Annotated in this window: 14 protein-coding genes and 1 pseudogene; all 15 read right to left on the reverse strand. The window is 42.0% G+C overall.

Going from position 1 to position 13,787, the window contains the following annotated elements:
* Positions 1 to 158 precede the first annotated feature (158 nt).
* Positions 159 to 836: a rhomboid family intramembrane serine protease gene (locus tag QM870_RS09165; RefSeq protein WP_049491404.1), complete on the reverse strand. Its 678-nt coding sequence runs from the start codon at positions 834 to 836 to the stop codon at positions 159 to 161.
* Entirely contained in the window at positions 820 to 1,359 is a 540-nt protein-coding gene (locus tag QM870_RS09170) for a 5-formyltetrahydrofolate cyclo-ligase (protein ID WP_371507806.1), read from the reverse strand. Before QM870_RS09170 ends, QM870_RS09165 begins: the two co-directional genes overlap by 17 nt.
* Positions 1,360 to 1,468: 109 nt before the next feature.
* The gene (locus QM870_RS09175) at positions 1,469 to 2,602 is read right to left on the reverse strand and encodes an N-acetyldiaminopimelate deacetylase (protein ID WP_118227775.1); all 1,134 of its coding nucleotides are present in this window, start codon (positions 2,600 to 2,602) and stop codon (positions 1,469 to 1,471) included.
* Positions 2,603 to 2,655: 53 nt separating this feature from the next.
* On the reverse strand, positions 2,656 to 3,354 hold the full coding sequence (gene dapD, locus QM870_RS09180; protein WP_049497728.1) for a 2,3,4,5-tetrahydropyridine-2,6-dicarboxylate N-acetyltransferase: 699 nt from the start codon (positions 3,352 to 3,354) through the stop codon (positions 2,656 to 2,658).
* Between the two features lie 65 nt (positions 3,355 to 3,419).
* On the reverse strand, positions 3,420 to 4,655 hold the full coding sequence (locus QM870_RS09185) for a hypothetical protein (RefSeq protein ID WP_414369351.1): 1,236 nt from the start codon (positions 4,653 to 4,655) through the stop codon (positions 3,420 to 3,422).
* Between the two features lie 38 nt (positions 4,656 to 4,693).
* Positions 4,694 to 5,599 (reverse strand): hypothetical protein, encoded by a 906-nt coding sequence (locus tag QM870_RS09190; protein WP_368397772.1) that lies wholly within the window; start codon positions 5,597 to 5,599, stop codon positions 4,694 to 4,696.
* A gap of 14 nt (positions 5,600 to 5,613) precedes the next feature.
* Complete coding sequence (locus tag QM870_RS09195) at positions 5,614 to 6,303, reverse strand: hypothetical protein (RefSeq protein ID WP_414369352.1); 690 nt, start codon at positions 6,301 to 6,303, stop codon at positions 5,614 to 5,616.
* A 5-nt stretch (positions 6,304 to 6,308) separates the two neighbouring features.
* Positions 6,309 to 7,016 (reverse strand): hypothetical protein, encoded by a 708-nt coding sequence (locus tag QM870_RS09200; RefSeq protein WP_414369354.1) that lies wholly within the window; start codon positions 7,014 to 7,016, stop codon positions 6,309 to 6,311.
* Between the two features lie 108 nt (positions 7,017 to 7,124).
* Complete coding sequence (locus QM870_RS09205) at positions 7,125 to 8,213, reverse strand: hypothetical protein (RefSeq protein WP_414369356.1); 1,089 nt, start codon at positions 8,211 to 8,213, stop codon at positions 7,125 to 7,127.
* A 276-nt stretch (positions 8,214 to 8,489) separates the two neighbouring features.
* Positions 8,490 to 8,966 (reverse strand): annotated as a pseudogene (locus tag QM870_RS09210) (glucose-6-phosphate isomerase); the annotation flags it as partial.
* Positions 8,967 to 9,406: 440 nt separating this feature from the next.
* Positions 9,407 to 9,778 carry a PTS glucitol/sorbitol transporter subunit IIA gene (locus QM870_RS09215; RefSeq protein WP_008808177.1) on the reverse strand — a complete coding sequence of 124 codons (372 nt, stop codon included), beginning with the start codon at positions 9,776 to 9,778 and terminating at the stop codon, positions 9,407 to 9,409.
* Positions 9,779 to 9,876: 98 nt separating this feature from the next.
* On the reverse strand, positions 9,877 to 10,857 hold the full coding sequence (gene srlE / locus QM870_RS09220) for a PTS glucitol/sorbitol transporter subunit IIB (protein WP_020992831.1): 981 nt from the start codon (positions 10,855 to 10,857) through the stop codon (positions 9,877 to 9,879).
* A gap of 13 nt (positions 10,858 to 10,870) precedes the next feature.
* Positions 10,871 to 11,416 (reverse strand): PTS glucitol/sorbitol transporter subunit IIC, encoded by a 546-nt coding sequence (gene srlA / locus QM870_RS09225; protein WP_001015684.1) that lies wholly within the window; start codon positions 11,414 to 11,416, stop codon positions 10,871 to 10,873.
* A complete protein-coding gene (locus QM870_RS09230) occupies positions 11,413 to 11,910 on the reverse strand; it encodes a transcriptional regulator GutM (RefSeq protein WP_001086645.1) in 498 nt (165 codons plus the stop codon). The genes srlA and QM870_RS09230 overlap by 4 nt, the downstream gene beginning before the upstream one ends.
* Positions 11,910 to 13,736 (reverse strand): BglG family transcription antiterminator, encoded by a 1,827-nt coding sequence (locus QM870_RS09235; protein ID WP_080981318.1) that lies wholly within the window; start codon positions 13,734 to 13,736, stop codon positions 11,910 to 11,912. The genes QM870_RS09230 and QM870_RS09235 overlap by 1 nt, the downstream gene beginning before the upstream one ends.
* Positions 13,737 to 13,787 lie beyond the last annotated feature (51 nt).

Below are 13,787 nucleotides of genomic sequence, written 5' to 3' on the forward strand. Positions count from 1 at the left end.
TAATTCGTTAGAATTCGATTTCGTCGTCCCACCTCCGCACAGTTGAGTAGGGCTGTAAAAGCTGATGAAATCAGCGTAGTAGAGCCCACTCAACCACTGCGTCTTGCTCGACAATCCAAAAACAATTAAGAGGCTAGGACTTTTGTCCTAGCCTCTTCTTAAAATAGATTCAAGATTTTACCTAAGAAATAAAGTAAAAGCAAGAGATAAGATAGGGCCGCACTCATCTGATAGGTTCGGTTCATAAAGCGAGCTTCCCCTCTTACTGGAAAGACATAAGCCAACATGACCCCAGCTACTAAGCCACCGATGTGCCCCGCCATACTGATCCCTGGCATGAAGCTAAAGATCAAATTGACCACAATCAAGCTGGTATAGGACTGACTCAAGTGGCGAATATAGGGACTTTGGACAATAAAGCGCAGAGCACCAATGGTCCCAAACAGTCCAAAGAGGGCTGTAGAAGCTCCTGCTGCAATCACATCTGGCGTAAAAATAGCAACAAAGACATTGCCCATCATGCCTGATAAGAGATAGAGAGCTAAGAAAGCCTTGGAACCAAAGAGATCTTCTGCCAAACGTCCCAAGTAATAGAGGGTAATCATATTGAGCACAAAATGTTCTAGGCCGATATGAACAAATGTAGCTGTCACTATTCGCCATAATTGGCTAGGATCGACTTTCACAACCTCTCCAATAATACCACCGCTATAGTAAACAGCAGCACCTGTTTGGTAGTCGCCTCCAAATCGGATAAACATGGAAAGAAAGACTGCCGTTGTCACTAACAACAAGAGGCTAGTCACAGGATAACGACGATCAAAGAGTAACTTCATAAACTAGCACCTCCTGAACTGCCTGATCAAAAGCATCTGGTTGGAACTCCTTCTGCTGGATGGAATAAATCGTACTAACCGTTTTTCCAGCAAAATCTGCTAAATAACGATCATAATAGCCACCACCATAGCCAATTCGGTAGCCTGTTGACTGGAAGACCAAGCCTGGTACATGGATCAGATCAATCTCTGACTTATCCACAAGCTTTCCTTTTTCATTGGGCTCCAGCAAACCAAAGCGTGTTTTTTCCAAAATGTCAGGATCGTATTCCACAAATACCATCCGCCCTTGTGGATAGGTACGGGGAACACAGACGCGTTTTCCAAGTTGAAGAGCAGCTTGGATCAAGCCAGCTGTGGAAAATTCGTGGTCAAAGGACAGATAGGTCGCAAGGGTCTTTGCCTCCTGAAAGGCTGGAAGCTCCAAGAGACGTTGAGTGAGCTGTTCATCTGCTTGAGTTTTCACGGATTCCGGCAACCGTTTCATGGCTGCTATGGTTTCTTTTCGTAGTGTTTTCTTCATTCCCTACTCCTTTTGTATAGCTTTAATTGTATCATTTTTTATGAAAGATCCGAACAGTTTGCACACGAGAAAATAAAAATCCAACTCCAGACGGAGTTGAATCAATCCTTTATTGGTTGGCTTTCATTTTCAAAAATTTACCAATGTTTTCCACAGCAAAGGGAAGGGCTGCTTCATTTGGGCTCATCTTTGGATGGTGCAAGGCATAAGGGGTATCAATTCCCAGCCAGAACATGACACCAGGGACCTTGCTCAAGAGAAAGCCGAAGTCTTCTCCTGTCATCGCAGGCAGAATATCAATCAGGTTCACGTCTTCCTCAGCTGTGAAAAAGTCCATGAGTTCTTTGGCCAATTCTGGTTGGTTTTCCACAGGCAGGTAGCCCCCTTGCTTAAGTTCCAGGTCCAATTTCACATCAAAGGCTGCTGCAACTCCTTCTGCAATGGTTTTGACCCGTTTTTGAGTCAAAAGGTTCATCTCCATGGTCAAGGTCCGAATGGTCCCATGAAGGAAGGCGGTCTCAGCAATCACATTATTGGTGGTTCCTGCATGCATGGAACCAAAGGTCACCACAGCACCTTCAATTGGATCGACATTTCGACTCACGACCGATTGGACTTGGGTAATGAAGTAAGAGGCTGCTACAAGAGCGTCATTGGCCTCATGTGGAAAGGCAGCATGTCCTCCCTTTCCTGTAAAGGTGATCTTGACTTCACAGGTCCCTGCAAAAAGGGTACCCGTATTGGTCGCAATGTCTCCCACCTTCAAATCAGGGCGTACATGCAGACCATAAAATTCATCAGGGAGCCAGTCGCCAAAAGCATTGTCCTTATACATGAGCATCCCACCAGCCTCATTTTCTTCAGCTGGTTGGAAGAGAAAGAGCAGGTTATTTTTTGGTTGCACTTGGACCAGTTGATCCAAAAGCCCTAGGGCTGTTGTCATGTGCATATCATGACCACAAGCATGCATCCGTCCTTCATGCTTAGAGGCAAAATCAAGGCCCGTTTGTTCCACAATCGGTAAACCATCGATATCTGTCCGCCAACCGATGGTTTTTTCAGGTGCAGACCCATGGAGATACACCAGGATCCCGGTCCGCCAGGTCCGTTGCTCTACAAAGTCTTTGCCTTCTGTGATCTCTGCGATTCGGTCCAAGAGATAAGCTTGTGTTTCAAATTCTTCTAAGCCAATTTCAGGGATTTGGTGCAAATCCCGTCTGATTTTGATCAAATCCAATGTCATCGTTGTCTTCTTTCTATTAGAATAGAGGCCTTACGGCCTCTATACTTCATATCTTATAAATTACGCAAAGCGTCTTCCAAGGCTGTTTTTTGTTGTGTTTTTTCGTCAATTTCCTTGATGATGCGAGCTGGGACACCAGCTACAACCACATTTTCAGGGACATCTTGAGTAACGATCGCTCCAGCGGCAACGACTGAACCGTTTCCAACTTGAACTCCTTCAATCACAACAGCGTTGGCACCGACCAAGACATTGTCACCGATCCGAACAGGCTCAGCAGAAGCTGGCTCAATGACTCCTGCAAGAACGGCACCTGCACCGATGTGGCTGTTTTTACCAACAGTAGCACGGCCACCAAGGATAGCCCCCATATCAATCATGGTTCCTGCACCGATTTCAGCACCGATATTGATGACAGCACCCATCATGACAACCGCATTGTCTTCGATCGTTACTTGGTCACGGATAATAGCGCCTGGTTCAATACGCGCATTTAGGTAGCGTTTATCCAGTAATGGGACAGCTGAGTTACGGCCATCTTGTTCTACCACATAATCCTTGTTTTCAGTCAAGTTAGCAAGAAGGGGCTCGATATCTTTCCAGTCACCGAACAAAACATTGCCAAGCTTGGTAACAGAAGTAGGAACAGCTGTTGCCAATTCCCCTTCAAAGGTTACTTTCACATTGGTTTTCTTTTCTGCATTCCCAATAAAAGCGATAATTTCTTGAGCAGACATTTTTTGTGCAGTCATGAGATTCTCCATTCATTTCAATTAAAGGTATCCATATTATACCACAATCCTAGTGAGATGGACACCTAAGGCGACGTGGAAGTTGATGTCGCTGAATCTTCTAGACCCTTGATTTCACTAATAGTCCGATTACTTCCAAAGTGAATAATGACGGAGCGCGAATCAGAAAGCTTATAGTAAAAGGTTAAGAAGGACTCTGAACCCAGCATACTCGACCAAGAAACACTGCTAGGAATTCCTACTGTATTCACAAGATCTGAATAGCTCGTTCCTATTTTCATATTGGCAAAATCTTCTCTGCTTAAGCTACCATTTTTATTGGCTAATCGCTCACTGTTTAAGTTTTTAAAATCAAGAGAAGATAAACGATCAACACCAATTTTTGAAAGTAAAACTGTTACGGAAGAAGGAGAGCCTTCAGTCTGATATTCCAATTGGGTCATAAAAGGACTGACACCACCTTCTTGGTAGGTTTCTTCTCCACTGCTAGCCTTCCCCAGTACAGCTACCACATCCTGTGGAGACAGAGAAGTTGAAGAGGTACGTCCTTGATCTCCCTCACTTAAACCAGGAATCAGGGAAATGGCCTTCTCATAGGTCACTTGAAACTGAAATTCCCTCTCCGGAGCAATCAAGCTACTCGTACCACCTCTCAAGGTTTCCTTTCTAGTTCCATAAGACAAGCTAGTGCTTCCATATTCACTAGTAGTAGAAGAACTATGAATACCTCCTGAAGCCAGATAGGCAAATAATCCCAGCATGGCCAATAATCCAAAAAAGGCTGCCAGCGAAGACCCTCCACTATTAGAGGAAGGAGAGTAGGTTTTCGCCCTATCCGATTGAGAGTCTAGTACAGGTTGTCTTGGTTCTGAATGCCTGCTTCCGCCTATTGAAGCCAGATCGGCTTCTGAAATCAAGCGACTCCCACCCTGGTGCTCTACTTTTTTCTCAGCTGAAGGAGACTGCCCTATTGTATCTTGTGCTGGTGTTTCTGACCTTGCTTCTTCTGTTAGTGGTGTAGCAAGAACGACCTGAGCTGATTCGTCTTCAGGTGTAGCAAATGAGCCTTCCTTTGGATCATACGATTCCTCCTTCACACCAATCGCTGGTTCGTCTTTTCGTTCCTCTTCTTGTTTCACCTCTTCCTGAAAAGCAGGGACTTCTACCACTTCTGGCTCTTTTGCGAGCGTATCTTCTAGCTTCTCAGGACTTCCTTTTTCTAAGGGTGCTTCTTTCGGCTGGCCTTTCGAAAACCGACTCTGGTGCTCATTTCGTAGATGCGACCAGTCTTTATTTCCCATTGTCCTCTCCTTTTATTTAAAATGCTTCGGCTGATTTTTTACTGTGCTGTAGATGTAGAGGAAGCTGGTGTGGTCGCTACCTCTTTCGATTTGATATCCTTGATGGTTTGCCGGCTATCAAAATGGATTTGAACCGTTTGAGAATCCGATAATCGATAGGTAAAGGAAGGCGCTTCCCCGTAACCTAAAAGCCCAGATACATATATTTCATCCGGAATCCCTACCGTATTGAGTAGGTCTAAATAAGGCATTCCGACCTTGATAGTGGCAAAATCGTCCTTCGTCAAGCTCCCATTCTTATTCGCAAATCGGTCACTTTTTAAGTGTTTCAAACTTAAAAGAGAGATCCTGTAAAAGGCACCTGTTTTTTCAAGAAGAACCTTCCCATCTGCATCCTTTGATTGATAATCTAAGGTCAGCAAAAAGGGACTAGAACTGCTACCACTATACGTTGCTTCCCCACTCCTTGCTTTACCTAATGCTGCAACGACATCTTGTGGATCTACCGTCCCAAAAGAGGTCTTTTTTTCTTCCACTGCAAAATTAGGAATGAGAGACATAGCCTTTTCATAGGTTGGCTGAAATTGAAATTCATTAGTTGAGGCGATATAAGAACTATTTTCACTGGTCAGATATTCCGTTCTGATACCATCACGTGATAAACCATTGATCCCCTCACTCGAAGAAGATGAAGAAGAGCTTTTATTAACTTCGTTTTGAAGCACAAACACAAAAGCCATAAACAAGGCGAACCACCCAAAAAATCGCAAAAGCGAACCAATCCCCTCTTTTGAGGAAGAAGGGGAAGACTCCATCGTATCTGAATGGCTTCTAGTATCCTGATGATTGTCCATCCCTATTGAAGCCAGATCGGCTTCTGAAATCAAGCGGCTTCCACCCTGGTGAGAGGAAGCTGCCTTGATGTCTGTCCGTTGATCGTCCAATGATGTCTCCTTTCTTATACCAACACCAATTTCTTGGCTTTTTTCTTGAATTCCATCACCACTTCTGGCTGCCCTGGCACCTGGTAAGTCGCGCGATAGCCCATTCCGCCATCTGGCATTTCCCCCCAGACCAAGCGTTGAGGATTTCCTAGTTGCATAATGAGCTGGGCGAATTCTGTACCTTTTTTCTCTTTTTCAGTAGTGATTTCTTTCTCACTGCTTGTCTTCTCTTTTGCGTCCAACAAATTCGTCGCATCCACTGTCGTCAAGCGATACCCCTGGTCTTTTTCCTGTTCAAACCACAAGGTTACACTTTTCTTGCCCTGATCGGTTTGCTTAGCTGCATAAGTCAAGACAAGAACGGTTTTTTCTCCTTGAGCTGTCTTTGTATACTTAATTTTTTGGGCTTTTCCCCATTCCGTCACAACTGTTTCCAAGCGGGTTCCTGGTTGCTGACTCTGCTTGAGACGAACTTTCAAATTCGCCACAGCTTCGATGGTCCATTTAAACTGCTTGATTTCTTGTTCCTTGCTGACCAAATTCTTGTAATCCTTTGGCTGGAAATAAGTCAGTGTTTGGTCCTCCTTGGTATCGGTTCCTTGCTCTTGCACCTGGATGCTTGCAATCGCAAGTAACAATCCTAAAACAAAACACAAAAACGGCAGCAAGAGTTCTTTTCGATTTTTTTTCATCCACTCGATCATTTGCTTCACCCCTTCTTCGTCAAACGATACTGACCACTCTGGTCGCGTTCAAAGGTCAAAGAGACCAATCCATCTGTCACCTGATAAGACAAGGCTAAAACTTGCTTGTCCTTTACAGAGGTCAAACTAAGAGAATTGGGAAGACCTGATTTTTTCAAGACTTCTTCTGCTGCCGTTCCCTTTTCCTTTTTCCCATCTAGAGTCTGATAGCCTGTAAAATCTGCCTGTTTTAAGTCCTTTTTGCTCTGATAGTGAGACGATTTTGGCGCAAATCCTTGAATCGAGCTCAAATAAAAATCATCATCCTGCTTTTGAAATTCTATGGTATAAGGATAGAGCCCCTTCACAGAAGCCCCGTAGCCTAACTGGACTTGTGCTCCAAAACTCGTATCTTCTTGTGTAAAGCTCGCTGCTTTTCCAAATTTTTTGACGAATGCAGACAAAGTTACCCAACTTTTTTGTACCTTTCCTTCTCCCCTTGCAAGCTCTAATGACAACAGGTCTTCTAGAGCCGGCTCTTTTGAAGAAGGAGCGACAAATTGTTGGCTAGCTTCTTGCATTCGAGATAGGCTCAGCAAACGGTCTTTTGGTAAGGTTTTAACCGGATGAATTATAAACACCAAGCAAGCCCCAACGACAAAAGCTAGCAAAGCCCCTGCAGCTTTTTGGAGGATCCGCTTATGACGTTCTATCCACTGTTTCATTTCTTCCATCCTTCATGCTCTTTCTATTCAAACTCTTTCTATTGTATAGAAAATTAGCGTATTTGTCTCGTCTTATCCCAAAAAAGAGGCGCTTGCCTCTTTCTTTTATTCATTGATTTAGTAGCTGTCTTTACTACTCAAGAGGAAATCTCCATTCTCTTGGCGAATAAAGGTCAAATCTACATAGTCCCCGTTTTTCTTTTGGAAGTCCATGACCAATTCTATCTCGTCTGAATCATCAGATGAACTCACCGTCAGATTGACTGCATCACCGTATTTTTCTAAAAGCTCTTTGTAAGAGGTTCCTCCAGCACCGGTCTCACTATTTCCAACTTTGAATCCATCTGCAAAGTTGTCCTCAACCGTAAGATTTTTCCCAAATTGATTAAATTCAAATTTGACAAGCTGTAATTGTTTTCCCTTCTTAGAGTAGGTCGCTTTGACCTCCTTATTATAAGAGTTATCATCCCAGAATAATTTCAATTCTCCATTATCAAATTGAACAGAACTAGCCTTTCCATAAGCGTCGACCATTTCCTCAGGACTCTCCCCATCATCCTTTCCAGTCAAAAATTGAAGTTGCTCGATATCAGACTGCTCCCAGCTAAAATCGGCTTCCGCATCTTCTGCGGTCAACTGGTCCAAATCGATATTGGAAGAAGAACCAGACTGGTTGCCTGACCAAGAAGTATGCTTTCTAGATGATGACGTGCTAGGGCTGGCATGACCAATCAAATAGCCACTGACTCCACCGATGAGGAGACCCACTAAAATCCCAAGGGCAAAACGAATAGCTTTCTTGTCTGCAGTATCCATCGGTCTTCCAACAGGAGAAAGAGGAGCTTGTGGAATAGGTGTCTCAGAAACAGGCACTGTTTGTGGACCAACTGGTTCAGCTGCCATGTTTTGAGGAGTTTGAGGCGCAGGCTGGAATGGAGGGGTCGGTTGGGGAGCAGCAGGCACTACCGCATCTTCTTCAACAGTCGTTTTATCCACTTTTGGGAGCTCCACCGTTTCTGAAATAACTGGCTCTTTTACCTCTTCTTCCATTGCTTCCGTCTCCGTCACTGAAAGGCCACTAACTTCTGGAACGACCATGTCTTCGGCTTCTTCTTTTGGGACAAAGGCTGGCGCAGCCATATCAAATTGAGGCGCACCCTCTAAGGGCGTCTGTTTCATAAATTGTTCTTGATCTTTCTCGGACATTTCGAATTCTCCTTTTTATTCTTCTCTTCTACTATAACATAAAACCAAGCAAGGACCAACTCCTGTCTTGATAGACTAAAAAAGATCGGAGAGATATCCGACCTTTTAGAAACTTATCTTAAAATTTCTTGCGAAGGGAGACAATAGCAATCAGTTAACCATATGATTGAGAAACATAACTAGATCGTGTTTTTATAATTGATTCCAGGGGACAAAAATATGAGTTTGTTTAGCAAGTAAAAAAACGACCTCTTGCGAGATCGTTTTGTCTATTGATTAAAGACGAGCGTTGAGTTCTGCTCCAAGTTCTTCAAATCCTGGTTTACCAAGAAGGGCAAACATATTTTTCTTGTAGGCTTCAACACCTGGTTGGTCAAATGGGTTGATCGCGTTCAAGTAACCTGAAAGGGCGATGGCCAACTCGAAGAAGTAGATGGCATAACCAAGAGTGAAGGCATCTTGCTCAGGAAGAGTTACGTACATGTTTGGCACGTCACCGTCTGTGTGGGCAAGAAGAACACCGTCAGTTGCTTTTTTGTTTACAAAGTCAACGTCTTTCCCTTGAAGGTAACCAAGTCCATCAAGGTCTTCTTCCAATGTAGGGATGATCACGTTCTTACGTGGTTTGTCCACACGGACAACTGTTTCAAACATGATACGAGTTCCTTCTTGGATAAATTGACCCAATGAGTGCAAGTCTGTTGAGAAGTTTGCTGAAGTTGGGTAAATACCTTTTTGGTCTTTTCCTTCTGTTCAGGCACACCTTATGGATGCATCTGCTGGAAATTCCCTTGCACTGGCTGGCTAGTTTGATTGACTTCAAGCTCTTTGCGCTTGACCTTGACCGTCTTTTTCTGGCATGCTTTTATCCTTATAAATTTTGTTGATTTGTCATATTGCGAAAACATTGAAAAACAATGACAAATTTTACAATATTAAAACATAAATTATTTTCCCTATCAAAAAGGGAGTGGGAAAGAACTTCAAACAAGTTAAAAAGTTCATCTTCCCACCCCCGCACAGTTGATCAGGCAATCTTTGGGGCTTAAAAAGCGAAGGAAGATGCCAATCAACCACCGCGTCATCTATTTTTTCTAATTTAGACCCAGAAGCCTGGACTTTTTGTCCAAGCTCTGAATCAATTTTTTTGACTTTTATGTTTCTAAATTGCTTGATTTTAAATTTTGTTATGGTCAAGCAGTTTCGAAAATCTGAATGGTAGAGTCCTTTTCAATTACTACTGCTTGGTCTGCTGCAACATGGAGAGTGCCCGGCAGGCTGCCCTCTTTTGAACCATCAAAAGAAATCGTGATATGGCCCAGTCCAGTTAAATTTTTTTCTACTACATTTCCTACGGCAGTAATCGAATATTCCTGACTATCTACCACCAGCTTTCCACCTTCTAGTATTGCACCTAGAAGATTTTTGTTATCGATTTTAAAACAATACTCTGCTAAGTCTTCCGGAGCTTCTTCTCCAAACAAAATGAGCATATTGGCATCTTGAATCATATTCTGAGCTTCAGGCCCCACTTGAATTACTTTAGCTTCAAAAATTTTCTTCATCTAATTCCTATTCATCCTTTCTCAAATCTGTCATAAACTTATGCTTATAGATAAGTTTAACATAATAGTTGCTATGTTTACGTGCATCTATCAAAGGTTTACTGATAAAGGCCAATACTAGCTATCCAAGCTACTAGCACCCGCGGAACACCATTGAGAAAGCGTGAATAAAGCACAGAAGGGACACCAACCTCAACTGTTTCAGCCTTGGCTTCAGATAGACCGAGTGCTACAGGAATGAAATCACAACCGTTTTGAGTGTTGATAGCAAATATAGCTGGCAGAGCCATTTGGGGCGGAATATTCCCTTTGCCGATTTCAACTCCAATTAAGGTTCCAATAATCTGACTGATAACAGCTCCGGGGCCTAACAAAGGAGATAGGAATGGCAAGGAACAGATAAAGCCAATCAAAATGAGTCCCCAGATGTTCCCAGCTAGGGGAACCATTAATTTTGCCAGCCAATTTCCAACACCTGAACCTTGAATAACCCCAATCAGCAAGGAAACAAAGGCCATGAAAGGAATGATCGTGTTGAGCATTGTTTGGATGGCTTCACGAGCAGCCTGGTTGAAAGTCGCAACGACCTTCCCAGCGCCCATCCCAATTCTTGCTACAATACTTGTTTCAGCTTTTTGCTCTGTAATTTTTTTACTAGTATCGTAAGTTGGCTTTTCTGTTACCACAGTTGTCGCTTTTTCGTCTTCATTAGCAGCAGAAATTTGATTAAGGCCAACTGCTGACACATAGATTTCCTCGGTTATATATTGAGCTAGAGGCCCACTTTTCCCTGTAGCTACAATATTTATTGTAGGGATCCCCTTTTTAGGATAAATACCACAGCGAAGAGTACCGCCACAATCCACGATTGCTAAAGCAATTTCCTCATCTGGGATAGAAGTTTTAAACCCATTAACAGCTTCCATACCGGTCAAATCAGCAATTTTATCCACAATATCTGGCTTTTCTCCTCCGCCAGTGATATAGATGAATTTATGCTTAGCTTCACTAGGTGTAATGACCAAAGGTCCTCCGAAACCGCCATTTCCTTTAACAACTTTTATACTCTTATATGACATAATTTCACTCTTTCTATAAATCAAATGTTTTACTCAAGGTAACACCTTGCTGTTTTGCTACATAAGCAGTTGTAAAATCGGTCACCCAACCGCCTACAAAGTTCATGACAAGCCCAACAAGCATGTAACGAATGGCTAAGTCCATTTGACTTAAACCTAAAGTTTGAATTCCTGTTGCAATTCCCATCCATACAAACAATTCCCCAGGATTGATATGCGGAAATACACCATTTGAAGTATGGCAGAACTGCATCTGAGCTGCTACAAAACTAGGTTTATAATATTCTGGTAAGAAACGTCCCATACTGATTGCCATCGGATTCCCCAGCATAAAGGCTGAAATGAAAGGTAAAATCATATACCGGCTAACAGGATTTTTGGCAGAAATCTTAGCCAGGGAATTGACCTTCTCTTCTCCCAAGAAAGCGATAAGGGTATTCATTGCAATCAATAGCATTAAGACAAGCGGTACAATATTTGTCATCCAGCTAATAAAGGTTTCTCCACCTAATTGGAAGAGTTTCATAAAACTCTCTGCAAAATTTGTAATGTGATTCATAAGGAACTCCCTTTCTTATTTTTTTTAAATAACTGTTTAATAGATAATTGTAAGTAATTCGCATAAAAGCCGAATCCCAGAAAAGAATCAGATGAACTTGTCTCTTTCTCAATACCTGCCTCATGCCAAAGATAGACTTTTCTAGCATCTTCTATGGCTGATTGCATCAACTTATTTTCTTTTCTCACAAGAGGATTATACTTGTCAAAATAATGGATGTCTTCTCCAACATAATCGTCCATATTTTGAAAACGTGCTAAGATTGTGACTCCTTGCATTTTGCTAGCTTTAAGAACCCGACCGTTTTCATCAACCGCGAACATGACAATCGTACCGGATTTGATTCTTCCGGACTTCCTGCCAATCGCTACGCGCCCCAGTCTTCGGAGCATCGTATAGGTCTTATTGAAGTCTTTGAGTTGCTGCCAGCCGAGGAACATTTGAAATATATAAGCTGCCATGACAAATACAGCGAAAATTATTAGCGAATTCATTAAAATACTCCTTTGCTCTTAGAAAATGATAGAAACTCTGTCTCTGTTTCTACAGCCCTCAAAGCTTCTTTTAGAGAAGGCTCTCCTGCAATTCGAAAAATGTCGTCATACAATTCCAGCAATTCACTCTCCATTTTGCTTTCAATTTCTGAGGGAATGGCGACTAGAAAGATAAATTCAATCCAATCATCTCCTTTTTGATAAGGCTCTTCTAGCTTTCCAAACATTAAAATAGTCTTTGCATAACCCTGGTTAATTGTATGGGGGAAGGCAATTCCTCCACCAAAAATGGTTGATTGTTTTTTCTCCCTATCAATTATCCGATTTCTAAAACCTTCATCAATCATCTGAAGTTTCTCTAACTCTGCAACCATATTTAGCAAGTATTGCTGATAGGTTTTTTGGGGACTCAACCGAAGAAAACGTAAGCTGACTGTTTCTAGATTTTTTTGATGAAAAGCATTGGCCCTCTGCCATTCTTCCCGCAGCCATTGATCATCAAAAAGATGATTAACTTGAATGACTGGAGATTTAGAATCTTTATATTTTAGAGGAACTGTCGTAAAAATCGCGAAATAGTCCTGATTCAAATCCAGATTAAAATCCTCTTCAGAATACTGAGTAATGTCTACATCATTTCCAAGGATTCGTCTGAGTTGCTGAATAATCATCGCAGCAGTTCCTCTTCCTGTTGTGCAAACTACTGCTATCTGCTTGCGAGAACCATTTACAACAGAGTTTTGCTTTCTTAAAATCATTTCAAAATACAAAGCCAGATATCCGATTTCAGATAATTCCAATTCAGAACCAAAAATTGCAGACAGTTCTTCTCCAGCAATTTTCGCCATTTCAAAAGCAAAAGGATATTGAGTTTGAACCTCGCCATGGAATATATCATTAGCTTGCACATGGAAAATCAGTCGATTGATTAAGGGGCCTAGATGAGACTTGATTTCTTCAAATAATTCTTCATCATCAAAGTTAACCAACATTGTTTCTTTGACTTTCTTGACAATCCCTTGAAAAATGTTTGCAAGCTGTTCAGATTGATAAGACGGCTTGCTTAAAGTGTCAATAAAACGGATATTAAACGGAAAACACAAAAAGTCTATTTCAAACTGACTGAGGGAAATCTTATAAGTCATCTCAATATGATAGATTAATTTTTCAACCAAAGGTGTCTCTGTTAAATCATTCCTATAGTAAGGAATAGGGCAACTCAACACCCTAGATGCATAAATACGCTCCACCATAATTGAAATTGTCTTTCGAAGGAGTTCCTTTGTTTCTTTCGGGATTTTATACTCCTGGAGTAGCGTCTCCAGAAAAGAAGATGTTGCCTCGGTGAGTGTCTTTCCTTCAAAGTAAGGGGCCACTTGGTGAATATAGAGCAAGCGCAAATTCAGCTCGGACCCCAAGACCTCCAGCCCACGGTTGGGCTTTCCTGAAATAGTGATAGAGTAACTCTCTGCCAAAGATTTTACTTGTTTTAAATCCTTATTAAGGGTACTTCTACTAACACCTGCCTCCTCAGCCAAGTCGTCAATAAGAAGAGGGGAGGTTGACTTAATTAAACGTTTTAGTAAATAGGCAATTCTTTTACTGGAAGAATTGAAGTCACTCTCCCGTTTTAAACTACCAGATAAAATCCTTTCCAACTCAGTATAGTCATACACCTCTAACATTAACTTATCATCTTGTGAGATAATCTGGATACTCGGAGCCAAAACATCATTTAATTGTTGGATACTCTTTTGCAAGGTTTGCATACTAATATCCAGCTCTGAGCGCATATCTACCAAGGAATAAGTTGGCTGTGAGACCATTTTTTCTAAAATGTTATACCATCGATTTACTATGGTCAACTCTCTTCCTCA

It is taken from the genome of Streptococcus parasanguinis, from assembly GCF_047463195.1.
In the GTDB taxonomy this organism is placed as follows: domain Bacteria; phylum Bacillota; class Bacilli; order Lactobacillales; family Streptococcaceae; genus Streptococcus; species Streptococcus parasanguinis_R.